Genomic DNA, 26,714 nt, shown 5'->3' with positions numbered 1-26,714 from the left:
GGCAATGTTGCCCGGCTCTGGCCAAATCTGATACTATTCTGGCTTATATCTCACTATGGACGCCCAATGAGGCCTTATCTCGAAGTTTTACCCCATTCGCCGGAAGCATCCTGGAGCATGCTGAACCGCAGGCTTGACGACTGCATTCCGTTCCAATGGCATCATCATCCGGAATTCGAACTGACGCTGACGCTGAATTCCATCGGCCAGCGCTTCATCGGCGACCATAGCGGCGACTATGGTGACGGCGATCTCGTTCTCGTCGGCCCCAATCTGCCGCATAGCTGGGTTTCGCGCGCCAAGATCGAGGAAGAAAAGCCGCATATTGCGTTGGTTCTTTGGTTCAATCGCGACTGGCTCTTGCAGATGACGGGCGGCGCTGTCGAATTCCGGTCGATCGAAACGATGCTGCAGCGTGGAGATAATGGCCTCCGCTTTTCGCAGACAACCTCCGCCGCTGTCCGCTCCTCCTTCGAAACTATTTTCGAAAAGCCGCCCGTCGAGCGCCTTTTGGCTCTGCTCGGCATTCTGGTGAGGGTCGCTGAGGACCGGCAGGCGACGCCGCTTGCAAGCGCGCCGGCGCAGGCACCGGACCTGAAGGAAAGCCGCGAGCGCATCGACCGCGTACTGACGCATATGCATCTTCATTATGCCCGCGCGATCAGCCTCGATGAGCTAGCCGATATCGCGGCGCTCAGCGTCTCCGGCCTACACCGCATGTTTCGCCGTCATACCGGCGGAACGATATCGGATTATCTCATGCGCATGCGCATCGGCGATGCCTGTGCCCGCCTCTCTTCCACGGATCAGGCCGTGCACCACATCAGCGATGCCGTCGGCTATGCCTCGCTTGCCAATTTCAACAGGCAGTTCAGGGCGCTGAAAGGCATGACACCGCGCGAATATCGGGCGATGTTCCTCAGGCGCTGAGAAGCGCCACTTCGAGCAGCCTCGCAATTTTCGCCGCCGCCGCATCCGCCGCGGACGCCTTCATGCGGGCAATGCCGAGCAGCAGCCCGGGTCGCGCGGAGCCGAGATACAGCGCCGATATCGGCCGCACAGCAAAGCCATTGGCATTGATGATCCGGGTGACGGCGATATCATCGGTCTCTGCATCGCGGAACCAGCTGACCAGCTGCAACCCGCCGCCACCAGCTCCGACTTGGAGTTCAGCGCCACAATGGCGACGAAGCGCCTCGACGGTTGCTGCCATGCGCTCCGCATAAATACCGTTCATCTGCCTCAGATGCGCACGAAACCGCCCTTCGCGAATGAAATCGGCAAGGGCGGCCTGGATGTGGACGGGCACGATGGCGCCTCTCAGCCGTTGAGCCGCTTCGATCGCCGCCAGAAGCCGTGAGGGAATGACGGCATAAGCGACGCGCAGACCAGGCGCGAGCGTCTTCGAGAAGGTGCCGATATAAGCGACCACCTCGCCGTGATCGATGCCTTGCAGGGCGGCAATCGGGCGCGACGCATATTGAAATTCGCTGTCATAATCGTCTTCCAGCACGATCGCGCCATTGGCGCGGGCAAATTCCAGCAAGGCGAGACGGCGTGGCAGGCTCATAGTGACGCCGGTCGGATATTGATGCGAGGGCGTGACATAGATCAGCCGCGGCGATGGCCCGGCCCCTTGCGCGATATCGATGCCCTCGGTATCGCAGGGCACCGGCACGAGGCTGGCTCCGGCCATGCGCAGGATTGCCTGCGCGCTGGCATAGCCGGGGTCCTCCATCCAGACGATATCACTCGGATGATCCGGCTGAAGCAACACACTCGCAAGCAGCCCGATCGCCGCCCCCGTCGATGGCACGATCACGATCTGCTCGGGACGGGCAACCACGCCACGCGTTGCCGAGATATGCTCAAGGATCGCCTCCCGCAATTCGCGAACGCCGCCATGATCGCTATAGCCGAGATCATGCACCCGCAACGAACGACCACGGGCACCGAGACAACGCGCCCAGGCGGCATGGGGAAAGCTGGAGACATCGGGCACTCCCGGCTCGAACAAGCCTCCCCTTTTGAATTCCGTAACCCGTGGCAGATTTAGCGGCGGCGGTGCGACCTGACCCGGCAATGGCGTCGTCGGGAACGCTGCAACGCGTGTCGCCGCACCCGATGCCGAGCGCAGGTAGCCTTCAGCCTTGAGCCGATCATAGGCATTGACCACGGTCGACCGCGCAACGCCGAGCGAGACGGCCATCGCCCGCGTCGACGGCACGCGCTGCCCTGCGGGCATCTGACCACGAAGAATGCGGTCGCGCATCAGGCGATAGACTTGCCCTTCCAGATCGCCCGAAATCCGGTCCAGTGCCGGCCACTGCGCCACCTCTGTCATGAAACCTCAACTGGTCTGCTAAAAATCAAAAAACTGGCCGTTTATAGCCTACCTCTTTGCTGACACAGATCAACGCCCGATCTGTGAGGAAGACATGGCCGATCACTATCCACCTAATACCGGCACCTACCCGACCACCGAGCGTACCCGCGTGCGGCGCAGCCCGAAGCGTGGCAGCCACGCTCATGCCGATGTTCACGCCATTCTGGATGCCGCGCCGCTCTGTCACGTCGGCTACGTCATCAACGGCGCCCCCTATGTGACGCCGACCCTGCATTGGCGCGAGGGCGACTACGTCTATTGGCACGGCTCCTCTGCCAGCCGCTTCCTGCGCGCTGCTGAGGACATGCCGGTCTGCCTGACCTGCAGCATGATCGATGGCTATGTGCTCGCCCGCTCGGCTTTTAACCATTCCGTCAACTATCGCTCAGCCATGGTCTTCGGCACGGCTCGGCTGGTCGACGACATCGAGGAAAAGACGGATGCACTGCGTCGCTTCGTCGAAGACCTGTTCCCCGGCCGCTGGGACAGCCTCAGGCCGATGACAAAGCAGGAGGTCAAGGCGACTTCGGTCATGCGGATGAAAATCGAAGAAGCCTCGGCGAAGGTCCGCAACGGCCCGCCCGGCGACATGGACGAGGCAGATCATCCCGTCTGGGCCGGCATCCTGCCCATCGAAAGCCACCTTGTGCCGCCGCAACCGGCGCCGGGCATGCCAGACGGGATAGCGCTGCCACAATCCCTCGCAGACCTGATACAATCGGGCCGGCTTCGCTGAACCGCATTTGATGACCAAAGGACTTTGATATGGATCTCACGAACTGGAAGGGCGTCGCCCGCCCCGAGCGCATTACCCTTGAAGGCCGCTACACCCGGATCGAGCCGCTCGAGCCGGCCAGACACGGCGAGGACCTTTACGCTTCAGCTCGAGCCCCCGGCGCCGAAGATCGTTTCCGCTACCTTTTCGAAGACGCGCCGGCCAATCACGCCGCCTTCTCTCCCTGGCTCGAGAAAGCCGCTTCCGGCACCGATCCGCTCTTCTTCGCGACGATCGACAAGCGCACGGGACGCGCCGAGGGCCGGCAGGCTCTGATGCGCATCGACAACACGCATGGCGTTATCGAGATCGGCAGTATCCTCTGGGGACCCGCCATCGCGCGCAGCCGCGTGACGACCGAAACGCTCTATCTGTTTGCATCATACGTTTTCGATACCCTTGGCTATCGTCGCTTCGAATGGAAGTGCAATAATCTCAATGAGCCGTCGAAGCGAGCAGCGGAACGCTTTGGTTTCGTTTTCGAAGGCATCTTCCGCCAGCACATGGTCGCGAAGGGCAAGAACCGTGACACCGCCTGGTTTGCCATGATCGACGCCGACTGGCCGCGGCTGAAGGCCGGCTACGAACGCTGGCTGGCCTTGGAGAACTTCGATGAGGCTGGCCAGCAGAAGACCAAGCTGACGTTCGCCTAGGCACAGTCCTGTAGCTCCGGCCTAAAGCAGCTTTCGAAAATAGACAACGCGCCTGGTTTCGACGAAACCGAGCGCGGCATGGAAGGCGTGGCTTGCGAGATTGTCGATCAATGCATCCGAAGCGAACTCCGTGCAGCCGACCTCCCGCCCCCAGGCGGCGACAGTCTCGCAAAGCGCCTGTGCCACCCCTTCCCGTCGATTTTCCGGCCGCACATAGATGCCTTCCAGAAACAGGACCGGCGAAGTCTTGCAGCCATTGACGTAATCGTGCCGCAATGTCGCTTCAGCAAAACCGGCGACATGACCGGCAGAATCGATCGCAAGATACGCAACAGCATTTTCATTGGCGCGAAATTGTGCCAGCTCCGCGCGATGATGTTCGTACGAACTATCTGGCCAAAGCTCGGCGCGCAATCGCGTCCACTCCTCCAGATATTCGTCTGCTGCCTGCTCTATCCGCATGTTTCGGTCTCCTGTCCAACTGCCTGTTGCCGGCGAACGGAAAAATTTCGCTTTCGACTCCACAATCATCGCGCTACATATCCCGCATACTCACGCGTAAATTTTTCGCTGATCAGAATCTGAGGATGATGGAATGACATTTCAAAGCAGTTCGCGTCTTTACGCTGCTGTTTCCTCCCTGCTGTGGCCCGCCATCTTCTGTGCCGGATTGACCGGTGCATATTTCGCCTTCGAATCGAATATGCATCTGCTCTGGTTCAACGTCGTCTATCTGTCGACGGTGGCGGTGATTGCCCTCTTCGAGCGGCTGATGCCTTACGAGAAGACCTGGCAGAAGCGCGATGGTGAGACGTTCAACGATATTGCCCACACGCTGCTGAACAAGGGGGGCGTACAGATCGCCGCCGCGATCGGCACCTCCTTCCCAATGGCGGTCGCGACGGTCGCGCAGCCGGCGTTGAGCTACCATTCGCATTTCTGGCCGGATCAATGGCCCATGGCGTTCCAAGTCGTGCTAGGCCTCGTCATTGCGGAGTTCGGCCTCTATATGGCGCATCGCCTGGCGCATGAGCATCTGTCGCTCTGGCGCTTTCATGCGCTACATCACAGCGTCGAACGGCTATGGGTCATCAACACAGGCCGTTTTCACGTCATCGATACGCTGTTCAAGATCGCGCTCGGTCAGATTCCGCTCTATCTGCTCGGCGCGCCGTTGCCTGTCTTCCTCTGGATCGGCGCAGTTACGGCTTTCATTGGTCTGCTCACGCATTGTAACGTGGACATGCGCACCGGCCCGCTCGACCTCATATTTTCGACTCCACGCCTCCATCGCTGGCATCATTCCAAGATTCTTGCCGAGGGAAATACGAATTATGGGGAAAACCTCGTGATCTGGGATCAGCTTCTCGGCACTTTCTACAACCCGCCACGTCCGTCCTCGACCGATATCGGTATCACCGGCAAGGTGGCCAAGGGTTTCCTCGCTCAGCTCATCCAACCCTTCTCCCGAAAAGGCCGTAAGGAGATTATCGGCAAGAAGCCCAAGGAGCTGATTCTCAAGGAAGAACAGGCCGCAAAGGCCGCCGCCGAAAGACAACGTGCCGCCGCCTCGATGCGCAAATCAGGCTGACGAGATGCACGAAAGGCGCACCCGTTTCGCGTTTGGGCGGGTGCATTGTCGCGCATGCCTTGTGAACAGAAACATCGTGAAAAATTGCAGCCCCGCAATATACGTATTTCGGTTTCAAACCGAGAAGATCTTGTCATTTAACGTGTATTGAAAAAGGCAGGCTGGGGGTTTACCTAACTCCCAGCATTTATTTGAGACGAAAGATCAGGAAAATCATTGAGATGGAAGGGAGGTTTGCAACAGAATACCTTAAGCAACTTCACAGAATATTTTTCATTTCCAGAGAAATAGATCGGCTCGAGCGAGAATTCATCAAGCAGGGCATAGCACATTTTCACGTTTCCGGCGCCGGCCACGAGTCCACAGCGCTTCTCAACGAATTCCTTCAGGACGACGACTGGCTGCATCTGCATTATCGCGACAAGGCCCTGATGCTGGCGCGCGGCATGCCCATTCGTGAGTTCTTTTCCAGCCTGCTTGCGACAGCCAATTCTCATTCCGCCGGCCGGCAGATGAGCGCGCATCTGTCTTCCCGCGCGCTCAACATCACGTCGATCGTCGGCCCCGTCGGCAACAATGCCCTGCACGCCGTCGGCGTCGCGGCATCCCTGAAGCATAGGCCCGGCATGCCGATCGCCATCTGTTGTGTCGGCGATGGCACCACGCAGCAGGGCGAATTCCTCGAAGCGGTCGCCGAGGCCGTGCGCAGCCAATATCCCGTCGTCTTCGTCATCGAGGACAACAGCTTCTCCATCTCGACACGCACAAGCAAACAGACCTTCTTCGATCTGCCCGCCGGTCCGGCCTCCTCTTTCTACGGCATCGATATCATCCGCACGGATGGCGACGATCTCACCGCATCGCGCGACGCTTTCCGCAAGGCCGTCCGTCATAGCCGCAACAACCGCACGCCTAGCATCGTGCTTTTGAATGTCGAGCGCCTTTCCGACCACACCAATGCCGACGATCAGAAGACCTATCGCACCCTGCTCGAAATCGAGGCGGGCTCCTCGCGCGACCCGCTGCCAAATCTGCGGGCGATGCTGCAGAAGGCCGGCATCGATGCCGATGCTCTGCGAGAGATCGAACGGGAATTGATTGCGGAAGTGCAGGCGGAAGCCGCCCTTGCCCGCAAGGAAGACGCCCCGAAGGTTGAGCCGGAAGCAAAGGCTCCCTACCCCGCTTCCTTCGATAAGAAGGCAGAATATCGCGGCAACGAGAATGCTTCGACGCTGACGATGCGCGAGGCGCTTAATGTCGTTCTCGACAAGCAGCTGGCCGCCAACCCCGAAGTCGTCCTATTCGGGCAGGATATTGAAGATCCGAAAGGCGATGTCTTCGGCGTCACCCGCGGCCTCAGCACGAAATATCCCGACCGCGTTCACAACGCCGCCCTCACCGAATCGACAATCGTCGGCACCGCCGTTGGCCGCGCGCTGGCCGGCCAGCGCCCCGTCGCCTTCCTGCAGTTCGCCGATTTCCTGCCGCTGGCCTATAATCAGATCGTCTCGGAAATGGGCAGCATGTTCTGGCGCAGCAATGGCGCCTGGGAAGCACCCGTCATCCTGATGGTGAGCTGCGGCGGCTATAAGCCCGGTCTTGGCCCGTTCCACGCCCAGAGCTTCGAGGGGATGCTGGCGCACACACCGGGCATCGACGTCGTCATGCCCTCCAGCGCCGGCGATGCGGCCGGTCTGCTGAATGCTGCCTTCGAGTCGCGGCGCCCCACGGTTTTCCTTTATCCGAAGGCCGTGCTCAATAATTCCGACGGCCGCACCTCCGAGGATATCGACAAGCATTTCGTCCATCCCGGCCTGTCGCGCCATGTCGCCCGTGGCCGCGACATCACGCTCGTCAGCTACGGCAACACGGTTTCGCTCTGCGCCAATGCTGCAAGCGCCTTCGAGGCACAGGGCTTCTCCGTCGAGGTGATCGATCTGCGCTCGATCTCACCCTGGGACGAGAAGGAAGTGCTGGCGAGCGCACGGCGCACCCGCCGCCTGATCGTCGTCCATGAAGATAACCGCACCGTCGGCATGGGCGCGGAAATCATCGCGACCGTCACAGAAAAGACTGATGTACCAGTCGTTGTGCGTCGGCTTGCCCGCTCGGACGCTCACATTCCCTTTAACTTCCGCAATCAGCTCGAGACACTGCCCTCCTATCGCAAGCTGGTCGATCTGATGGCCGAAGTCCTCGAATGCGAGGTGACCTGGCACGAAGAGGATGACAGCGGCCCGACGGCAGCGATCAAGGCAATCGGCTCCGGCCCCGCCGACGAGAACGTCCTCGTGACCGATATGCTCGTCAAGCCCGGCGACAAGATCGAGGTCGGCCAACTCGTCGCTGTCGTCGAGGCAACGAAAGCCTCCGTCGAAATCTGCGCCAATATCGGCGGCGTCGTGCAGGAGGTTTTCGCCAAGATCGGCGACCAGATAGCTACCGACAGCCCCCTTCTGACCGTCGACGCCAACCGTGATCTCAGCGAACAGAATTTTGCGCTGGCGTCCGAGATTCAGAACAAGTTCGTGCTGCGCCGACTGAAGTCGCATGTCATCCCGACGCTGCGTCGCCATACCGGCAGCTTCTCGGAAGTCGTCATCAACGGCATTGGCATCGCCACCGGCGCCCGCCGCGTCACCAACGAAGAGATCATCCATAATTGGCCGAACCGCCGCGCCGACGAGATCCTGGCGCTGACGGGCATCAAGAGCCGCTTCTGGGTCGGCCCTGAAGAGGGCACGCTGAGCCTTGCCGCCAAGGCGACGCGCGATCTTCTCAAGCAGAACCAGATGTCGATCCACGATGTCGATCTGGTGATCGCGGCCACCGGAACGCCTGACATCGCCACGCCGTCGCTCGCAAGCCGCGTCGCGGTTGCCGTCGCCGAAGATGGCGTGCGGCCATCGCTGGCCGCCTATGACATGGGTGCCGCCTGCTCCGGCTATCTCTACGCCCTGCAGCAGGCCTATGATTTCATCGCCCAGCAGAACGATGCCAAGGTGCTCATCATTACCTCGGAAGTTCTGTCGCCGCTGCTCGACATGAACGATTTCTCCACCGCGATCCTGTTCGGCGATGCCGCAACCGCCAGCCTCGTGACCAGCCGCGACATGGCGCGCAACCCGCTCTTCACCGCAAGCCGCCCGATCGTCAGCGGCCGGCCGGAACCGGGCGATCTACTCTATGTTCCGCTGCCGGATGATGGCGTCATTGCCATGAACGGCCGCTCGGTCTTCACCGAGGCCGTGCATTCGATGACCCGCTCGATCGAAAACGCCTGCGTCGACGCCGGCATCGAGCTTGCCAATCTCGATCTGCTCGTGCCGCACCAGGCCAACCAGCGCATCATCGACACGATTGCCAAGCGCAGCGGCCGCCCGGCTCTCAGCGTCATCGAGACCTATGGCAACACCAGCTCATCAAGCATTCCGCTCGCCATGCTGCATGTCGCCAATGAGCGTTCCGAACCGCTCAACCTCGGTCTCGTGGCCTTCGGCGGCGGCATGACGGCAGGTGCCGCAATCGTGCGGACCGTGAAGTAACCACGGCTTCGCCCCCAACGCTCCACTCACAATTCCAACGCAGCGCGGCCGATTGGCCGCGCTTTGCATATGGTTTTTTTACAGCCAATCACTACATATACGCGAGCTTGCAGGGTATGCGATCGCCCATAGGCGGAGAGAAGTATCAAATTTTTGCAACCTATGCTGCCCATCATTCATTACAATTCATTCATATTTGACGTCATACTCCCTTGAAAAGCACCGCAGCGGTGCTTTACTTGAAGGTCATGGCAAAGACACATGCACCAACGCACCGCTCTCGTCTGCGATATGATCTCGCTCCCGATGACGAAGCGCGGCAGGCTCTGGACGAGACCTTTGCCGCATACGGGCAGATGATGAAACTCCTGGGCGAAATCGTTCCGGACAGAGCCGGAGCAAATCTCGTCACGCTTCATGATCTTGCCTATGAGACCATCCGCGAACGCACTGCTTTACCCGCGCGCCTCGTGACGCTGGGCTTGCGTGATTTTGCGGCCAATCGAGGCGGGCTTGCCGATTGGAACCGGCTGCCGCTCGACGAAAAGCTCTTTGCCATCAAGGGTCCGTCAGACCTGACAATCTCGACGGTGCGCGGCCGTGTTGCCGTGCCCTTCGACGTGGCCGGCTATTTCAAAGGCTGGGACAGCAATATCCCCGCCTATCTGATCGCCGATGGCGGCCACTACGCGATTCACATCGGGGTAACACCAAACTCTCCCCGAACGGAGGATAACATGACGATGCATGAAGGCATTCTTTCCCGCATGGGGCGACTGATTGCAGGCCTCGCCAATGCCGCAGTCGACGCCGTAGAAGGCGCCAGCAAGGTTGCCGTCATCGAGCAGGCGCTGCGCGAGATCGACGCCGCCGCCGATGAAGCACGCGCCGATCTCGGCAAGGCGCGCGCCGAGGAATACCGCATCCAGAGCCGCCGCAGCGAGATCGTCGCCGATCTCGACGCGCTCGACGCCAAGATCCGGCTTGCGATCTCTGCCGACCGCGAAGATCTCGCTAAGGCCGGCGTCTCGCGCCAGATCGACCTCGAGGCCCAGACTGCGGCCCTCGACAAGGCGCTTGCGGATGCGAACGCACGGATCGACGAGGGTCAGAAGGCGCTTCAGGCTGTTCTTGCCGCGCGTCGCGAGGCGGAAGCGCGGCTTGTCGATTTCAAGCGTAGCATCGCCCGCCATGCTCCCGAAGAAGCAACGGGCGGAAATCCACGGCCGACACCGGCCGCCGGTGCCGCGCGCGCGGCAGCCGCCGTTTCCCGCTTGACCGGCGTACCCTCGGGTGAGCCCGCAACCAGCGCCGAGCTCGATGAGCTCGATCGCCTGCACCGGGAGCAGGCTATCGAAGCACGCCTTGCCCGCTTCAAGGCCAACGGCCAGTAACCGATGCACCTGTTTCTCGCACCCGAATGTGCGCCCTTTGCCATCGCGGCAATGATCCTGATCGGACTGACGGCAATCGAGATCCTTTCGATGCTGCTCGGCTTTTCGCTAAGCGAACTCATTGGCAAGCCGCATTTCGAAGGTCATGACGGAGTGCTCGCCGGCCTGCTGTCCTGGATCAATATCGGCGGTGTGCCGCTGTTGATCCTCATCATGCTGGCCCTCGGCATCTTCGCCGTGACGGGCTTTGCCATCCAGACCGTGGCCGACGTGATCCGGGTGCCGCTGCCGGCGATCGCTGCCGCAGTGCCGGCCCTTGCCATCACGATCCCTCTCGTTCGCGGCTCGACGCGAATGATCGCCAGGATCGTGCCGCGCGACGAGACCTATGCCGTCGAGGCCGACGACTTCGTCGGCCGTACCGGCACGGTTTCCATCGGTCCTCTGGATCAGGGTCTGCCCGGCCGCGTCAGCGTCAAAGATGCGCATGGCAATTGGCATCAGTTGCGCGCCAGCGCCGCCAAGGATGAAAGCCCCTTGCCGATCGGCGCCCAAGTTCTGCTTGTCGACCGCAAGGCCGACATCTTCATCGCAGTTTCCGCCCCCTCGGACCTTGTGAGGTCCGATGACAAATCCTCTACGGAGCAACCTTCATGAACGGCCTTTACGACCTTATTCTTCCCGCAGGCATAGGTCTCGTCCTGATCCTCGGGATCGGCTTCGTCCTTGCCTCGCTCTATGTGCGCTCGAGCCGCGATGAGGCCTACGTTCGCACCGGCCTCGGCGGCCAGAAAGTCGTGCTCGACGGCGGTTCCGTCGTGCTGCCGATTTTCCACTCGATCGCCCGCGTCAACCTCAAGACGCTGCGCCTGGAAGTCCAGCGCGGCGAGAACGACGCGCTGATCACCAAGGACCGCATGCGCGTCGATATCGGCGCCGAGTTCTATGTTCGCGTCAAGCCGGACAGCTCCTCGATCGCTCTCGCCGCCCAGACGCTCGGCAACCGCACCAACGACAGCGAACAGCTACGTCAGCTGATCGAAGCTAAGTTCGTAGACAGCCTGCGCTCAGTGGCGGCCACGATGAGCCTCGATGCCCTGCAGGAACAACGCATGGATTTCGTCAAGGCGGTGCAGGATGCAGTCGGTTCCGACCTGCAGTCGAACGGTCTCGAATTGGAATCCGTGTCACTGACGCGCCTCGACCAGACCGATATCAAACACTTCAACGCCAACAACTTCTTCGACGCCCATGGTCTGGCTGCTCTGACCCGCGTCACCGAGGCGCGCAAGAAGGAGCGCAACGAAGTCGTTCGCGATACCGAAGTCGCGATCGCCCAGAAGGACCTGGAAGCCCGCCAGCAGTCGCTCGCCATTGAGCGGACGAAGCGCGAGGCCGAACTGAACCAACAGCGCGACATTGCCAACAAGTCCGCCGCCACCCGCGCCGAGACCGCACAGCAGGAACAGGCGGCCAAGCGTGCGGAAGAGGAAGCCCGCATCGCCGCCGAACAGGCGATCGCCGAACGCGAGGCAGCTGCAAAACAAGCTCGCGAATCCGCCAACATCGACTCGACCCGCGCCGTGCAGCAGCGCGATACCGAAGCCCGCCGCGATATCCAGATCGTCGCACAGGAAAGCGCCATCGCGGTCGCCAACAAGAGCCGCGAGGAGTCGGAGGCCAAGGCAAAGGCAGAAGCCGCTCGCGCACTTGCCATAGCAGCCGAGGAAAAGGTCGGCACCGCCAAGGCGGTCGAGATCGCCGAACGTGAGAAGCAGATCGCCGTGATCGACGCACAGAAGCGCGCACAGACCCAGGCAACCGCCGTCACCATTGCGGCAGAAGCCGAAAAGCAGGCCGCGACCGACCAGGCCGAAGCCATCAAGACACTGGCAACGGCAGAAGCCGACGCTGCGATCATCAAGGCCAAGGGTATTCTCGAAACCGGTAAAGCAACGGCTGAAAGCGAAGCGCTGCTGAACGAAGCGCGCAACAAGCTCAGCCCCGCCATCATCGAATTCGAGATTACCCGCGAGCGCATCCGCATCGTGCCGGCCGCCCTTGCCGAAGCGGTCAAGCCGATCGAGAAAATCTCGGATATCCGTATCTTCGACACCGGCGGCATGCTCGGCCGCAACGGCAACGGGACCAATAGCGGCAGCGGCGTCGGCCTCGGCGAAGGGCTTGCCGGCCAGCTTCTCTCCTACCAGGCCAACAAGCCGATCCTCGACCGCCTGCTGAAGGAAGCCGGCTTCGACGGCGACAATGCCATCTCCGCACTGCTTGGCAATCTGGATGGCAAGACCAATGCCACGCAGCCTGTGGAAGAGGAATATTATGAGGACACGGAAGAGACGGATAAGCCTGCCTGAGCGTTAGGCTGATCGTTCAAAACAAAACCCCGGAATCTGCAAGGATTCCGGGGTTTTGTTGAATTTACTGGCTGATTGGGTCAGGGCTTCGGGCGATTTCTGAACGCCTCGGCTTCGGCGTAGAACTTCTTTTCCCATTCCTTGTGGTTGTCGAGACCTTCCTTGATGAAGGGCGTGAAGATCGCCAGGTTCATCAAGGCCCAGTTGACGAAACGAGCCGGGAATTTCAGCGGCTTGACGAAGTCGACGAAGAGCACGACGCGCGTCTTGTCGGAATGGTTCCACGCTTCGTGCTCATAGGCGTCGTCGAAGATCAGCGCCTTGCCTTCCTGCCAATGGCAAACCTGCTTGTCGACGCGGATGGCGAGCTTCTCGTTCGGCTCCGGCACAATAAGGCCGAGATGCAGGCGCAGCACGCCGTTATAGGGGCCGCGATGAGCCGGAAGATGCTTGCCCGGTTCGAAGATCGAGAACATGGCCGTCGTCAGGCCGGGGATCTTCTGTACGGCCGCCCAGGTGTTCGGGCACGCCTTGATGTTCTGCTCCGACTTCACACCGAAACCGAGGAGGAAGAAGGTCTTCCAGCGCGTATCGGTCGAAATGGTCTTCACGTCGGTCGAGATGTCCTGGAAGGTCGGCAGCTCGCTCTGGCGCAGCAGCACCTTTTCCAGCTCGGCTCGGATGGCCGGAAAATCCTTTTCTATCTCTGCGGCCCAGGGGAAAGTCTTGGTGTCATAGACCGGCGGATTGCCGAGCTTGGCGTATTTCAGATTGAGGCCTTCCGCCCAGGCGACGATGCCCATGAAAAAGCGCGTCATGGCGCTGGGGCGATCCATCGGTGCGATGCCAGCCGTGCCGAAAGTCTGTTCCGGAGCAGGAGATTGGTTGGAAGTGGGAGCAGGTGCGCTCAAGGGACTCTCCGTCATGTCTATCTATTAAGGGCCGTCCAGGGAGGAAGTCTTTGCTGGGGGGAAGCTGCATGCAATTCCCGAAGTGGCAACGGGCTAAAAACTTGGGATATTCGCCCGGCACTTCCTGATTGACGCCCGACTCCTCTGTTATACGGTGATCGTAATAGGCGATTATATGAGTTGATTAGTCGAATTTCGCAAGAGAGTCCGTTCGCAACGAGCGGTGGATGTCGTGGACAGAAACTCCAGCGATTCTCGAGAGGCATTCACCTCAGAATCGGCAAAAATGCGGCGAAATTTGCCGACCCTTCATCACTATGCCGTTTGAGCCTGAATTATTAGCCGGACAATTGCAAGACCTGCTATCAGGGCTGCAATCGAGAGAAAAACGGACAAGGCGACATAGGCAATAGCCGGCATCCATTGGCCGCGCTCCCAGAGCACGACGCTTTCCAGCGCAAAGGTCGAAAACGTCGTAAACCCACCCAGAAGGCCTGTTGTCAGAAACAACCGCATCTCCTGCGACATACCGCCGCGAAAGGCGAAATACCCCGTCAGCAGCCCCATGATGAAGGCCCCGAGAATATTGATGATGAGGGTACCAAACGGGAACTCGACACCGACCGCGCGTGCGGCGAGTTCATTCACGCCAAGACGGAATGCACCGCCGAGTCCGGCCCCCATAAAAACAATAAGATAGATCACGGCAATCTCCCGCTGTGTTTATTGGTCATCATCCGCAACATTCCCGATCGAAGGACCCAAATTAGCGGCATTGCGATATCGGCTATCGAAAATGCCGGCGCCAAGATCCGCCCGCCAACACGGCCATAGGCCAATCGAGACGGTGACTACGAAAGCTGAATGGAATAACGGCAAGAAAAAAGACATAACTCTACTCCTTCGCCTTTCGGGCGTGTTGAGTAGGAGTCATCAGCTTCCCTGGGAAAATCAGAGCAGCGGTTCGGCCACCAAGGCCCGGCAGAAATCCATTGCCGTTGGATTTTCAATATAGAAACAGGCCCATCGCTGTCAACGGGCAGCAGCCGTCACACCGCCCGGGCAATCATCTCGATCGGTGCAAGCAGGCCGCCCTCGACCGACACGTTGACGTTGCTCATGCGCTCACCAGCCCGTGGCCCCATCAACGTCCGGAAACCCTGGTCTCGCGGCTCGCCCGCGGCCGCCTTGGCGCGCGCCTCATGCGCGAGCCGGATCGCGAGAGCGCTGCGATCCTGTTCCAGCTCCACCGCGAAACCGGCTTCCTCCAGCAGCTGACGATAGACATCCGGGCTACGGACGAAGCTGGTTTCCAGCTCCATCGCCCAGGGCATGGGAAAAGGGAGCGTGCCGTCGCGCATCTGCATGATTTCATAGAGGCCGAAACGGCCGTCCGATTTGAGAATGCGCCGGACCTCCGCAAACAGTCTCGCCTTGTCCTCTATGTTCATGCCGACGTGAATGAGCGTGACGCGATCGAAGCTGCCGCTCTCGAAGGGCAATGCCAAAGCACTTCCCTGCCGGAAGGAGACCTGCTCCGCCAGGCCGCAGCGAAGCGTCAGCGAGTTGGCGACCTGAACGAATTCCTGGGTGAGATCGATGCCCGATACGATGCATCCGTAGGAGTCGGCAAAATGGCGGGCCGGCCCGCCGAGGCCGGAACCGATATCGGCAAGACGCAGGCCGGCAGAAAGATCGAGATCCCTCGCGAAATCCACCGTTGCGGCATGTCGCCCCAAATGGAATTCATCGACGTCAGCCAAGTCGCGGATGCGCAAGTTATCGATATCCTTGCCGCCCGCAGCAAGCGTTTGCAGGATCGCCGTTTCCAGCGATCCATGCGTATAGTGGCTGGCAACTTTTTCCTCGGTAGACATGCGTGCACTCCCAAGGCGTTGCCCGAAGGCTGACTATGATATCAGACCTTCAGTTCGCGCCGTTCAACTTCAGTCACCATGGCAAGATCCAGCACGCGCTGCAAGTTGGCTGCATGGCGGAAGCTTGGGTCCTGGCTGCTGCCGTTCATGACAGCTTCGGCGAAACGCTGATAGTTGGTCGGAACCGGCGGTACTTCAAGCACCCTCCACGTCGCGGTTTCCGTGTCATCGCCAAGGCAACCCCGCAGTTCCGAACCGTTCGGACTATGGGACACCTCCAGGCCACCGCGCTCGCCATAGATGCGGAGCTTCAGCTCGTTCAGATGTCCTGTCGCCCACCGGCTCGCATGCACGACGCCGAGCGCGCCGTTGGCGAAGTCGACCGACATCGAGAAGCTGTCATTGGCATCGAGCGTATATTCGCCGATGCGCTCGCCCGGCGCTTTTGCGAAAGTCTTGAGACGGGCAAAGACATGATCGATATCGGTCGCGGCGCCATAGGCGGCGAAGTCGAGGATGTGAATGCCGATATCGCCGAGAACGCCGTTCGAGCCATGACCGGTCGACAGGCGCCAAAGCCACTTGGACTCGCTGCGCCAGTCGCCCCAGGCCTTGGACACGAGCCAACTCTGGAGGTAGGACGCCTCCACATGCTTGACCGTGCCGATCTCGCCCGAAATCACCATCTCGCGCGCCTTCTGCAGCTGCGCGACATTGCGGTAGGTCAGATTGACCATGTTGACGACCCCTGCCCTTTCGGCAGCTTCCGTCATCTCCAGAGCCTTTTCATAATTCTCCGCGAGAGGCTTCTCGCAGAGAACATGCTTGCCGGCGGCGAGCAGCGGAAGCGTCGTCGGATTATGAGCCTTGTCCGGCGTGACGTTGGTCACCGAATCAAACTCACCCCAGGCCAGCGCCTCGTCCAAAGACAAAAAGCGCTTCTTGATATCGAACGTATCGCAGAAGGCGGTGAGCCTCGTCGCATCCGTATCGACGGCGCCGACGATTTCGACGCCAGGAATGCGGGCGAAATGCTCCACATGGTTCTTCGCCATGCCGCCCGTGCCAACTACTATGAGACGCATCTGATACCTCAGCGATAACCGGCTTCGCCGGCCTGGTGCAGTTTCGGGCCGCGTTCGACGATCGGCTCCAGTGCCTTTTCGACCGGCACATTTGGCGCATCATGGATGCTGGCCTGGGTGCCGAGCGGGTTATGAGCCCATTTCACGGAATTGATCAGAACCTTCTGAACCGTACCGTTGTGATAGGTCGGATAGGTCTCGTGACCGGGACGGAAATAGAAGATGTTGCCGGCGCCGCGGCGCCAGGTCATGCCCGAGCGGAAGACTTCGCCGCCCTGGAACCAGGAGATGAACACGGTTTCCAGGGGCTCCGGAACGGAGAACTGTTCGCCGTACATTTCCTCATTCTCCAGCTCGAAATGCTCACCGAGGCCAGCTGCGATCGGGTGGCGGGGATTGATGACCCAGAGGCGCTCACGCTCACCGGCTTCGCGCCACTTCAGCGCGCAGGGCGTACCCATCAGGCGCTTGAAGACCTTGGAGAAATGGCCCGAATGCAGTACGATGAGGCCCATGCCTTCCCACACACGCTTTGCCACGCGCTCGACGATTTCGTCCTTGACGGCGCCGTGGTCCTTGTGCCCCCACCACAGAAGGACGTCGGTGTCTTTCAGGCGGGCTTCGCTGAGACCATGCTCCGGCTCCTGCAACGTTGCAGTGGTAGCCTCGATGCCTGCATCGGCATTCAGCGCCTTGGCGATGGTGTTATGCATGCCTTCCGGATAGATCTCGGCGACGACCTTGTTTGTTTGCTCATGAATGTTCTCGCCCCAAACGACGGCACGAATAGTCATTACGGCACTCCTCTAATACCATTAGGATTGAATAGGTTATGCGATCCAAAGCGCTTTGGAAAAGCGCCGTATTTCAAGCCTCCATCAGCCTATCCAGCGCAAGACATAATGCGTTCAAAGCGATTTGACAAAGCCAAAAACAACCATGAACAACACCTCTGTTTTCAGTGCGACACGGATTTTGAAAAGAGGTTCACGACGAGCACGCCGACGATGATCAATGCGAGACCGATGATCGCGGCGAGATCGAGTTTCTGCCGGAAAAGCACCACGCCCACCATCGAAATCAGCACGATGCCAAGCGCGCTCCAGATGGCGTAGGCGATGCCCACCGGGATGACCCGCAACGTTACCGAAAGGCAATAGAACGCTGCCGCGTAGCAGACCACGAGAACGACCGTCGGGCCGAGACGCGTAAACTGCTGCGACATCTGCAATGCCGTCGTGCCGATCACTTCAAGCACGATCGCGACCAGCAGCATTGCATAGACCGATGCGTTCGCCATTCCATTATCTCCGATAGGGCTAGAGCTGCGTGAGCTCGATCAGCCGGTCGATCAGCCTTTGACGGGCACTCTCGTCCATGTCGTGACTGCCGAGCAGGTCGGCAAGCCAGATCCCATCGGCCGCCAATCTGACGATTGCCGCATCCACCGAGGAGTCCGTGCCGACATATTCCTCGCTGCGCTCGCGCACCCACTGATGCCATCGCTGCCGCAATTGCGGTTCGGTGAGCAACACCATCGTCACCTGTGCCCAGTCCTTCGTACCCTGCGGCTGATCGCGCAGCGCCAGACAGGCATGCAGATAAGCGCGGGTAAAGCGGCCATGCGGCAACGGATCGGCACGCATCGCTTCCTCGATCGCCGCATCCAGCCGCTCAAGCAGGCTGTCGAACAGTGCTTCCAGAAGCATGTTCTTGCTGGGGAAGTGATGCAGCAAGCCGCCCTTGCTGACACCGGAGGCGCCGGAAACGGCATCCAGCGTCACCGCCGTCATCCCCTTTTCGGAAGCAAGCCGCGCCGCCACCTCCAGCAACTGCTGGCGGACGAACAAGGGCTGCTTCTTTCTATGGTGGGCGGTGGACATGGCGACATAACATACCAGTTGGACGGTTTCGTCAACGCTCTAATCGGTAGTGTCTAGGCCTAATTGCTTGTGGATGATCTTGTGTTGTTTCCTCCTCAGTTTACGGAATGATGTGCCGCATCCTTCTCGTCGAAGATGCTGACCTTGGTTGCCTCCACGGCGAAGGCGATCGGCGAGCCGGTCGTAATCGTCGTCATGCCGGGATCGGTACCGATGATCTTCGATCCATCCTTGAGCCGGACATGAACGAGCGAACGGTCGCCCAGGCGCTCCACAGTCTCGACCTGGCCGCCGATATCACCCTTCTCCGCCGTCGTCACGACCAGATGCTCCGGGCGGATGCCAAGCGTCAGTCCGGAATTAGCAAGGCCGTTAAGCGCGACAGCCGTTTTGATGACAGAGCCATCCGGCAAGGTCGCCGTTGCCAGCCCGCCCGCTTCATCCAGGCCGGCTATGTTGATAAAGTTCATGCCGGGCGAGCCGACGAACTGGGCGACATAGCGCGTCGCCGGGCGCGTGTAGATCTCGACGGGGGTTGCCACCTGCTCGATCTTCTTGTTGTTGAGCAACACGATACGGTCGGCGAGTGTCATCGCTTCCACCTGGTCGTGCGTCACGAACACCATCGTCGCGCCCAACCGCTCATGCAGCTGCGCCAGTTCCACGCGCGTACGTGTGCGTAGGCCGGCATCGAGGTTGGAAAGCGGCTCGTCGAAAAGGAAGACGTCAGGCTCGCGCACGATGGCGCGGCCGATCGCGACGCGCTGGCGCTGACCGCCGGAGAGTGCCGAGGGTTTGCGATCCAATAGATGCGGCATTTCCAGGATCTTCGCAGCCTCTTCAATGCGCCTTGCAATCTCGTGCTTGGGCGTTTTGATATTTTTTAAGCCGAAGGACATGTTCTCGCGAACCGTCATGTGCGGATAGAGCGCGTAGGACTGAAAGACCATCGATACGCCGCGCTCGCCGGGCGGCAGCTGGTCGACCCGCTTCCCGCCGATCCAGATTTCGCCGCTGGTGATCGTCTCCAGGCCAGCGATCATGCGCAGCAAGGTCGACTTGCCGCAGCCCGAACCGCCGAGGAAGACAACGAACTCGCCGCGCTCGATCGTGAGATCGATGTCGTTCAGAACCTGCACGGCACCGAAATGCTTGGTGAGGGATTTGATATTGATACCTGCCACTTTACGCCTCCTGCGGAAAAATCGAATTCATCGAACTTGCCATTCATTGCGCCCCGCCCGGCGGCTGTCGCCGATCGGGGCTTCCGCATTGGTTATTTGACGGCACCTACCGCGACACCGCGCGTCAGGGTCCGCTGGAAAATCAGGAAGAAGATGATCGTAGGTGTTATGCCGAGCAGTGAAGCCGCGGCAATTGCCGTCGGATCCTGCGTATTGGCGCCCGACAGCACGCCCATGGCGACGGAGACCGTCTGGTTGTTATTGGAAACGAGGAATACCAGCGGGATCAGAAACTCGTTCCAGGTCCAGATGAAGAAGAAGGTCGCAAGCACTGCAAGCGTCGGCCTGAGCACCGGCACGATCACCATCCAGAGGATCTGCCAGCGGCTGGCATTGTCGATCTGCGCCGCCTCGATGATCTCCCGCGGGAAGGTCGCCAGCACCGAAGACAGAAGATAGGTTCCGAATGCGGTATGCAGCACGCCGATGATCAGGATAACCGAGAGCATCGAGTCGAACAGTCCGACCTGCTTTGACATATAGTAGAGCGGATAGACCAATGCCTCCTGCGGCGCCATGATTGAAATCAGCAGCAGGACGAGAACCCCTTGCCCGCCTCGTACGCGCCCTATGCCGATGGCATAGGCATTCAGGAGACTGAGAACGACGGCCAGAATGGCGGTGCATCCGCTGATGAGAACGCTGTTGAAGAGCTTCCGGGGGAAATCGACGGTCGCCCAGAAGTTCTTGAGCGCCGTCAGATCGAAGCTGTGCGGAAGTGCAAGCGGACCATTGGCGGCATAGTCGGAGGGCGTTTTGATGGCGTTGACTGCTGCGAGAAAGAACGGAAAGAGGGTACCCGCCAGGAAAACCAGCAGGATGCCCAGAACGACCCAGCGGCCGAAGCCCCTTCTTAAGCGATGTTCCGCCGAAGCGACATGCGTGGAAATCGAGGATGCCGTTGCCATCTCAATGCCCTCCTTCGGCCTGCTTCGACTGCATACGCAGGAAAACGATGCCGAGTATGATGGTCATGACCGTCTGCAACGTCGCGATGGCTGCCGCGTATCCGACGCGGTTCGTCGTAAAGAAATGGTAATATGACAGATAGGATGGAACCGTCGTCGCATTGTCCGGTCCGCCTGACGTCAGAACATAGATCGGCGCGAAGACCTTGAGGGCTGCAATCAGCGTCGTCAGCGCGACGACGAAAATTTCAGGCATCAGCATCGGAATGGTGATGGCGCGGAAACGCGCGAACCAGCTCGCATTGTCGAGCTCGGCCGCTTCATAGAGCGAAGGATCGACGCGTGCCAATCCGGACATGAAAACGACCAGGCAATAGCCCACCTGGACCCAGACGATGACGGCCGAAACCGCCCAGAGCGCATAGCTTGCATCCCCCAGCCAATTCTTCGCCATGAAATCGAGGCCCATCGCCTTCAGCACGGCATTGATGATGCCGATGGGGTTGAGAATCCAGGCCCACAACACGCCGGCAGCGGTCAGCGGCAGGATCTGCGGCAGGTAGAAGCCTGCGCGAAAGAAGCTCGACCATGTCTCGCCGAATTGCGCACTGATATAATCGAACAGCACTGCCGCCAGCAGCAGCCCCAAAAGGATGGGCACGATCGTCATCGAGATGATGAACAGAAGCGTATGCTGGATGGAGCCCCAGAAAGCGATATCCTGAAGCAGCCTGGCATAGTTTTCCAGACCGACATAGCGCGGCGGGATGACGCCGCCCTTCCACGTGGTGAAGCTGATCGCGAAATTGGCAATCAGCGGTACAAGCACGATAAGAACAAACCCCAGCACGCCGGGGATCATATAGAGATAGTACCCCGCCCTGCCGGCGCTCTTCGACTTATCCATCGAAATCCTCCAGTCCGATACGGCAAGGCGGCATGAAAGCCGTCTTGCCGTTGTGATTGTCGCCGATGGTGTTACTGCGCTGCCTGCACGTCGTCGTAGGCCTTCTTCAGGCGCGCCACGAACTGATCAGGCGTGGTCGAACCGTTGACCAGACCGGTCGTAGCCTGGATGAGCAGTTCGTAATAGCCGGGCACCGGCCAGTCCGGGTAGAAGCCAAGACCGCCCTTGCTGGAGATCTGGTTGAAGAGCTCGACATTGCGCTTGCCGACCTCATCGGTAACCGAGGCCGGATCGGCGGCAATGGCAACGCCACCGAGATTGGCCTGGATGTTCTGGTTTTCCTTGCTCAGGACGAGATCGATGAACTCGTAGGAAAGATCCTTGTTCTTGGCGCTCTTCGGCACCATGAACAGGTTACCAGTCGACCCCACGCTGTACTTCGGAGTCGGGAAGATGAACTGGCTCCACTTGAAGGTCTTGATCGAGCTCGCGAAATTGCCGTTGTTCCAGGTGCCGCTGACAAACATTGGAGCTGTGCCGGACGAGAAGAGATTGTCGGCGCCGCCGGTACCCTTGAGGCCGGTCGAATCCTTCGAAATGTAACCCTTGCTCACCCAGTCGGCGATCTTCTGAGCAGCAAACAGGAAGGGTTTGGTATCGAGCGGTGCCTTGAGTCCCTGATAGTTCTTGACCCAGGTGTCGTCAGCCTGCGTCAGAGCAAGCGTATAGACGAGATGCTGTGCGTTGGAATCCACTGTACCATAGGCAAGTGGCGTGATGCCCTTCTTCTTGAAAGTGTCCAGCGCTGCTTCGAACTCGTCCAGCGTGGTCGGCACTTTCACGCCGTTGGCCTGGAACATGTCGATATTGTAGAAAACCGAAACGAATTCGCCATAGACGGGGATGCCAATAATCGGACCGGAACCGTAGATGCCGTTGCCATCGTATTTGCTGAGCTGGCTATTGGTTTCATTGAGGATCTTGTCCCAGCCGCGCGATTTGAATTGATCGTCGAGCGGCGTCAGCAGCCCCTGTGAGGCAACGAGACCTGCGGTGGCATTACCCTTGTTGTATTCAAGCACATCCGGCGCCTGATCCGAATTGAGGATGAGGCTGCCAGCCTTCTGCAATTGCTCGAATGTCTTCTGTTCGAAATTGATCGTGACGTCGGGATGCTTGGCTTTCAGCTCTTCGAGCGCCTTGGTCCATGCCTTGGCCTGCGAAGTATCCGGCAGTTCGAACCACCAGACGTTAAATGTCTTGCTCTGGGCTTGCGCTACACCGGCAGCCAACAGAAGCGACATGCCGGCTGTGATCGCCAGCTTCGAAAAAATATTCATATATTCTCCTCCACCATGCGAACCGTGACGGTATCTGTCCGATGACATGGCCCGCGCTGCCATCGGCGTTTTCCTCTTATCTGCACCAAGCGCCCGCCTGTCACATGGGACAAGGAGCGGACGCTCGGCAGTTCCTCCGTTTGGGTACCCGTCCTGCCCGAAACATCAGACGCTCCGGGCACTTCATTAACGCACAACTCGCCTCCTAAATCGATGCAGATTCGCAAATGCGCGCTTTACTCGACGAAATCACCACCCCGGCTTCTCTTGAGATAGTTCAGGCCGTGAACCTGGCCAGTCATTTCGAGCGCATCGCGATAAACCGGGTCATGCCAGCCCTCGATATCGATGGAACCGGACCAGCCGGCCAAGCGCAGCTCGGAGATGATGTCGGTCCAGTTGCTGTCACCAAAGCCCGGCGTGCGCATGAACACGAACTTCTCCTTGCCGAAGATGCCGTGTTCCTTGATGACATCCCAACGGATCGTCGCGTCCTTGCCATGGACGTGGAAAATCTTTTTCGCCCATTTGCGGATCTGCGGCAGCGGCTCGATCAGATAGACCATCTGATGGCAAGGCTCCCATTCCAGGCCGAGATTATCGTCCGGAGTCTCGTTGAACATCAGTTCCCAAGCATCCGGATTATGCGCGATGTTCCAATCGCCGGTCGCCCAGTTGCCGTCCATGGCGCAGTTTTCGAAGGCAATCTTGATGCCCTTGTCGGCGGCACGCTTGGCAAGCTCGCTCCAGATCTGCTTATAGCGCGGCAGGCTGTCGGTGAGCGGCTGATTGCGAATACGGCCAGTGAAGCCGGCAACGCAGGTCGCGCCAAAATGATGGGCGTTGTCGATGCAATCCTTCCAGCCCTGGAGAGTCTGCAGGTCCATCTCGCGCTCTTCGAGCGGATTGCCGAACATGCCGAGAGTCGAGATCGTGATGTCGCGGTCGCCGATGGCCTCGCGGCAGCGCTTGCCGAGATCCGCAAGGTTCTGGCCGTTGGTCGTCTGCCAGAAGAAGGGCTCGAAGCTCTCGAAGCCGAGATCGGCGATCTTGGCGATGTTCTCTGCGGCATCCTCGTTCGTCGCCCTGATCATCGTGCCGATGCGGATGGCCTTTGCCGGATTTGTCATGATGTCATTGTCCTTGTGCTGAAATGTCGACGCGGCGGCCAGTCTTGGCGCTCTCGATCGCGCCTAAGACCATGGCGAGGCTGCGAATGTTGTCAGAGCTCGCCGTTTCCGGCGGCTTGCCCGTTTTGATCGCTTCGATGAAGGAGGCAATGACGCTAGCATGGCCGTGCGTCTCCTCCTCGTGCTTCGGCCCGGGAACCTCGATCGGCGTGAAGCCATGCAACAGCCCCGGCTCGTCGCCGGCGACAGCGGCTTCGAAATTCTCTTCGCCGTCCCAGGTCAGCATGCCCTCGCTGCCGGTGAGCCGCCATTGGCTCTCCCAGCTCGTACGCCGGCCCTCGGCGCACCAGGAACCGCGATAGCTGAAGACGACATCATCGGAAAAATCGAAGAGCGCATGCGCCGAGGCGCCATGTTTGTACCAGGAGCCCACCGGATTCTTTTCGATGCAATAGACTGAGAGCGGCACCTTACCTGAGACGAAGCGGGCGGCATCGAAGGTATGGATCGCCATATCGAGCAGCAGTACGTTGTCCATTTCCTCGCGGAAACCGCCGAAATGCGGACCCAGGAAGAAATCGCAATGAACGCCAGTCAGCGCGCCGATCGCCCCCTCCTCCACAAAGCGTCGCATGCGACGGATGCCGGAGATGAAGCGGCGGTTCTGGATGATGGCATGGACCTTGCCAGCTTTGGCGGCGAGATCGATCAGCGCTGCACCCTCGGCGAGCGACGTCGCCATCGGCTTTTCGCTCAACACATGGCAGCCGGCCTTCAACGCTGTCGAAACCACGCCGAAACGCGCAGCCGGAATAACGATATCAAAGACCAGATCCGCCTTGGTCGCAGCAATGACCTCGGCGAGATCGGAGCCGATGACGGCACCGTCGAGAGAGAATTCTTTCGCAAGGCTTTCGGCGGTTACCCGATTGAGATCGACCAGACCGACAATCTGAATGGATTCGGCAAGCGCCGGCGTCGAGGTGATAGCCCTGAGCCAGCCCTTGGACATAGCTCCGCACCCGCACAAAATGGCATTAAATTTCACGATGTCCTCCTGCGGGCCGTGCATTACCCCTCATGACACGCGCTCCGTAAACGTTTACGATACTATGCGAAAAGATTTTCCTGTGTCAATAGAGGAGGACTCTGGAAAATGGCGCATGGAGGAAAACTGCGGCCGATGAAGGGAATTCGTCAGCTTGCCGAGCATCTCGATATTTCGATCGGCACAGTATCACGCGCATTGAACGGCAAGCCCGATGTCAACGAGGAAACCCGCAAGCGCGTTCTCGCCGCCGCCGAGCAACTGGGTTATGTCGCCAATCAATCGGGGCGCAGCCTGCGACAGGGCACAACAAATGTCATCGGCCTGATGATCCAGTCCAGCAGGGAAACGGTCGAGAACAGCGACAATTTCTTTCTGACCGTGACGGGCGGGCTGCAGAGCGTCTTCTCGCGACACAATCTCGATTTGATCATGCTCCCCTGTCCGCATGACGAAGACCCTTATGAATATCTGAAACGTATGGTTGCGCGGCGTATTGCCGATGCGATGATCATTTCGGAGACGCAGCGTGTCGACAAGCGCTTCGATCTGCTCGCCAAGGCAAAGATCCCGTTTGCAGCGCTTGGCCGCAGTCTTTCCGGCGCGCAGCATGCCTGGGCCGACCTCGATTTTGCCGGCGTCGCCAATGCCGCCGTCGACCGGCTGGTGGCGCACGGGCATCGTCGCATCGCTATCAGCGCGCCGGCAAGCGAGATCAATCTTGGCTTCATCTTCGCGGAAGGCTATCGCCGGGCGCTGGAGCGGCACGGCATCGCTTATGATCCTGCGCTGGTCCTTCGCGCCAAATCGAGCGAACAGGGTGGTTACCAGGTTGGCGACGAACTGCTGAAGCTGCATGACAGGCCGACCGCAGTGATCCTGATCTACGAATTGATGGCGATCGGCCTCTATCGCCGCCTCATGGAAGCCGGCATCGTTCCGGGCCGCGACATTGCCGTCGTCAGCTTCCGCGAGGCGCCGCGCGCCAAATTCCTGCAGCCGGCGCTGACCTGCTTCCGCACCTCGGTGCATGATCTTGGCGTCGAGCTCGCGGAAATCCTGCTTTCCAGCATGCCCGCCTATAGTCAGGAATACCCCGGGAAGGCACGCCAGACGGTGTGGCCGCTCGAACTCATTCCCGGCGAAAGCGACGCGTTCCAGCTGACAACAGTAAAATAACCAGCGCCGAAACGCCGCACCGACCGTCTCCACGGTTGCGGCAGCGTCTCTGAGTTGCCATCTAGGACATCGCAAAGAGGGGCCTGGGCTTGAGCGAAGAAACCATCACACTTTACGAAGCGATCGGCGGCGACCGAACCGTGCGGGCGCTGGCGGCGCGCTTTTACGAACTGATGGATACGCTGCCGGAGGCCGCCAATTGCCGTGCCGTGCATCCGCCGAGCCTCGAAGGCTCGCAAGAGAAATTCTACGAATATCTGACCGGCTATCTCGGCGGGCCGCAGCTCTATATCGAGAAGCGCGGGCATCCTCGCCTGCGCAGTCGCCACTTCGTTGCCGCCATCGGCCCGAAAGAGCGCGATGAATGGCTGCTATGCTTCCGCCGAGCCATGGATGAAGCCATCGAGAATGAAAAGCTGCGGGCGATCATCTGGGAGCCGATCGAGCGCCTGGCTTTTCACATGCAGAACAGGCAATGAGGAAAAC

Annotated in this window: 25 protein-coding genes and 1 riboswitch; of the genes, 10 read left to right on the top strand and 15 right to left on the bottom strand. The window is 59.7% G+C overall.

What is annotated here, in order from left to right:
* The first annotated feature begins 66 nt into the window (after positions 1-66).
* Complete coding sequence (locus FBZ97_RS02585; protein ID WP_145316354.1) at positions 67-930, top strand: AraC family transcriptional regulator; 864 nt, start codon at positions 67-69, stop codon at positions 928-930.
* Here FBZ97_RS02585 and FBZ97_RS02580 read toward each other — a convergent pair.
* Positions 920-2,344, bottom strand: coding sequence for a PLP-dependent aminotransferase family protein (locus tag FBZ97_RS02580; RefSeq protein ID WP_145316352.1), 1,425 nt, complete (start codon positions 2,342-2,344; stop codon positions 920-922). The genes FBZ97_RS02585 and FBZ97_RS02580 overlap by 11 nt on opposite strands.
* Before the next feature lie 94 nt (positions 2,345-2,438).
* On the opposite strand from FBZ97_RS02580, the gene FBZ97_RS02575 reads away from it, so the two are divergent.
* A complete protein-coding gene (locus tag FBZ97_RS02575) occupies positions 2,439-3,122 on the top strand; it encodes a pyridoxamine 5'-phosphate oxidase family protein (protein ID WP_145316350.1) in 684 nt (227 codons plus the stop codon).
* Between the two features lie 29 nt (positions 3,123-3,151).
* On the top strand, positions 3,152-3,814 hold the full coding sequence (locus tag FBZ97_RS02570) for a GNAT family protein (protein ID WP_113330422.1): 663 nt from the start codon (positions 3,152-3,154) through the stop codon (positions 3,812-3,814).
* Positions 3,815-3,835: 21 nt separating this feature from the next.
* Here the strand turns inward: FBZ97_RS02570 and aac(6') are convergent, their stop codons facing one another.
* Positions 3,836-4,276: an aminoglycoside 6'-N-acetyltransferase gene (aac(6'), locus tag FBZ97_RS02565; RefSeq protein ID WP_145316348.1), complete on the bottom strand. Its 441-nt coding sequence runs from the start codon at positions 4,274-4,276 to the stop codon at positions 3,836-3,838.
* Between the two features lie 133 nt (positions 4,277-4,409).
* Between aac(6') and FBZ97_RS02560 the strand changes: the two genes are divergently transcribed.
* The 5 genes from FBZ97_RS02560 (at position 4,410) to FBZ97_RS02540 (ending at position 12,716) form a co-directional block, all read left to right on the top strand.
* Positions 4,410-5,405, top strand: coding sequence for a sterol desaturase family protein (locus FBZ97_RS02560; protein ID WP_145316346.1), 996 nt, complete (start codon positions 4,410-4,412; stop codon positions 5,403-5,405).
* Positions 5,406-5,626: 221 nt separating this feature from the next.
* Entirely contained in the window at positions 5,627-8,950 is a 3,324-nt protein-coding gene (locus tag FBZ97_RS02555) for a thiamine pyrophosphate-dependent enzyme (RefSeq protein ID WP_145316344.1), read from the top strand.
* A gap of 248 nt (positions 8,951-9,198) precedes the next feature.
* Positions 9,199-10,344, top strand: a complete 1,146-nt coding sequence (locus FBZ97_RS02550; protein WP_145316342.1) for a PspA/IM30 family protein — start codon at positions 9,199-9,201, stop codon at positions 10,342-10,344.
* A gap of 3 nt (positions 10,345-10,347) precedes the next feature.
* On the top strand, positions 10,348-11,001 hold the full coding sequence (locus FBZ97_RS02545; RefSeq protein ID WP_145316340.1) for an OB-fold-containig protein: 654 nt from the start codon (positions 10,348-10,350) through the stop codon (positions 10,999-11,001).
* Positions 10,998-12,716 (top strand): flotillin domain-containing protein, encoded by a 1,719-nt coding sequence (locus FBZ97_RS02540; RefSeq protein ID WP_145316338.1) that lies wholly within the window; start codon positions 10,998-11,000, stop codon positions 12,714-12,716. The genes FBZ97_RS02545 and FBZ97_RS02540 overlap by 4 nt, the downstream gene beginning before the upstream one ends.
* 80 nt (positions 12,717-12,796) lie before the next feature.
* Here the strand turns inward: FBZ97_RS02540 and FBZ97_RS02535 are convergent, their stop codons facing one another.
* From FBZ97_RS02535 to FBZ97_RS02475, 13 genes are all read right to left on the bottom strand, one after another.
* Positions 12,797-13,642, bottom strand: a complete 846-nt coding sequence (locus tag FBZ97_RS02535; protein ID WP_113330200.1) for an aspartyl/asparaginyl beta-hydroxylase domain-containing protein — start codon at positions 13,640-13,642, stop codon at positions 12,797-12,799.
* A gap of 300 nt (positions 13,643-13,942) precedes the next feature.
* Positions 13,943-14,332, bottom strand: coding sequence for a fluoride efflux transporter CrcB (gene crcB / locus FBZ97_RS02530; RefSeq protein WP_145316336.1), 390 nt, complete (start codon positions 14,330-14,332; stop codon positions 13,943-13,945).
* A gap of 212 nt (positions 14,333-14,544) precedes the next feature.
* A riboswitch (Fluoride riboswitch) is annotated at positions 14,545-14,633 on the bottom strand.
* A gap of 43 nt (positions 14,634-14,676) precedes the next feature.
* Positions 14,677-15,504: a class I SAM-dependent methyltransferase gene (locus tag FBZ97_RS02525; protein ID WP_113389032.1), complete on the bottom strand. Its 828-nt coding sequence runs from the start codon at positions 15,502-15,504 to the stop codon at positions 14,677-14,679.
* Between the two features lie 41 nt (positions 15,505-15,545).
* On the bottom strand, positions 15,546-16,589 hold the full coding sequence (locus FBZ97_RS02520) for a Gfo/Idh/MocA family oxidoreductase (protein WP_113330203.1): 1,044 nt from the start codon (positions 16,587-16,589) through the stop codon (positions 15,546-15,548).
* Positions 16,590-16,597: 8 nt separating this feature from the next.
* Complete coding sequence (locus FBZ97_RS02515; RefSeq protein WP_113330204.1) at positions 16,598-17,383, bottom strand: ThuA domain-containing protein; 786 nt, start codon at positions 17,381-17,383, stop codon at positions 16,598-16,600.
* Positions 17,384-17,547: 164 nt separating this feature from the next.
* Positions 17,548-17,889: an SMR family transporter gene (locus FBZ97_RS02510; RefSeq protein ID WP_113330205.1), complete on the bottom strand. Its 342-nt coding sequence runs from the start codon at positions 17,887-17,889 to the stop codon at positions 17,548-17,550.
* A 19-nt stretch (positions 17,890-17,908) separates the two neighbouring features.
* A complete protein-coding gene (locus FBZ97_RS02505) occupies positions 17,909-18,472 on the bottom strand; it encodes a TetR/AcrR family transcriptional regulator (protein ID WP_113330206.1) in 564 nt (187 codons plus the stop codon).
* A gap of 95 nt (positions 18,473-18,567) precedes the next feature.
* Positions 18,568-19,656: a sn-glycerol-3-phosphate ABC transporter ATP-binding protein UgpC gene (gene ugpC / locus FBZ97_RS02500; RefSeq protein WP_113330207.1), complete on the bottom strand. Its 1,089-nt coding sequence runs from the start codon at positions 19,654-19,656 to the stop codon at positions 18,568-18,570.
* Between the two features lie 92 nt (positions 19,657-19,748).
* Positions 19,749-20,624 (bottom strand): carbohydrate ABC transporter permease, encoded by an 876-nt coding sequence (locus FBZ97_RS02495; RefSeq protein ID WP_145316334.1) that lies wholly within the window; start codon positions 20,622-20,624, stop codon positions 19,749-19,751.
* Position 20,625: 1 nt separating this feature from the next.
* Positions 20,626-21,531 carry a sugar ABC transporter permease gene (locus FBZ97_RS02490; RefSeq protein ID WP_145316332.1) on the bottom strand — a complete coding sequence of 302 codons (906 nt, stop codon included), beginning with the start codon at positions 21,529-21,531 and terminating at the stop codon, positions 20,626-20,628.
* A gap of 71 nt (positions 21,532-21,602) precedes the next feature.
* Entirely contained in the window at positions 21,603-22,871 is a 1,269-nt protein-coding gene (locus tag FBZ97_RS02485; protein ID WP_145316330.1) for an extracellular solute-binding protein, read from the bottom strand.
* Between the two features lie 236 nt (positions 22,872-23,107).
* Entirely contained in the window at positions 23,108-24,001 is an 894-nt protein-coding gene (locus FBZ97_RS02480; RefSeq protein ID WP_145316328.1) for a sugar phosphate isomerase/epimerase, read from the bottom strand.
* Positions 24,002-24,005: 4 nt separating this feature from the next.
* Positions 24,006-25,049, bottom strand: coding sequence for a Gfo/Idh/MocA family oxidoreductase (locus tag FBZ97_RS02475; protein ID WP_113330423.1), 1,044 nt, complete (start codon positions 25,047-25,049; stop codon positions 24,006-24,008).
* A 135-nt stretch (positions 25,050-25,184) separates the two neighbouring features.
* Between FBZ97_RS02475 and FBZ97_RS02470 the strand changes: the two genes are divergently transcribed.
* The gene (locus tag FBZ97_RS02470; protein ID WP_113330212.1) at positions 25,185-26,228 is read left to right on the top strand and encodes a substrate-binding domain-containing protein; all 1,044 of its coding nucleotides are present in this window, start codon (positions 25,185-25,187) and stop codon (positions 26,226-26,228) included.
* Positions 26,229-26,317: 89 nt separating this feature from the next.
* Positions 26,318-26,707, top strand: coding sequence for a group II truncated hemoglobin (locus tag FBZ97_RS02465; RefSeq protein WP_113420460.1), 390 nt, complete (start codon positions 26,318-26,320; stop codon positions 26,705-26,707).
* The last annotated feature ends 7 nt before the right edge of the window (positions 26,708-26,714 follow it).

It is taken from the genome of Rhizobium sp. ERR 942 (genome assembly GCF_007828395.1).
In the GTDB taxonomy this organism is placed as follows: domain Bacteria; phylum Pseudomonadota; class Alphaproteobacteria; order Rhizobiales; family Rhizobiaceae; genus Rhizobium; species Rhizobium dioscoreae.
Note: the sequence above shows the minus strand (reverse complement) of the source record. Positions and strands in the feature narration are given on the sequence as shown.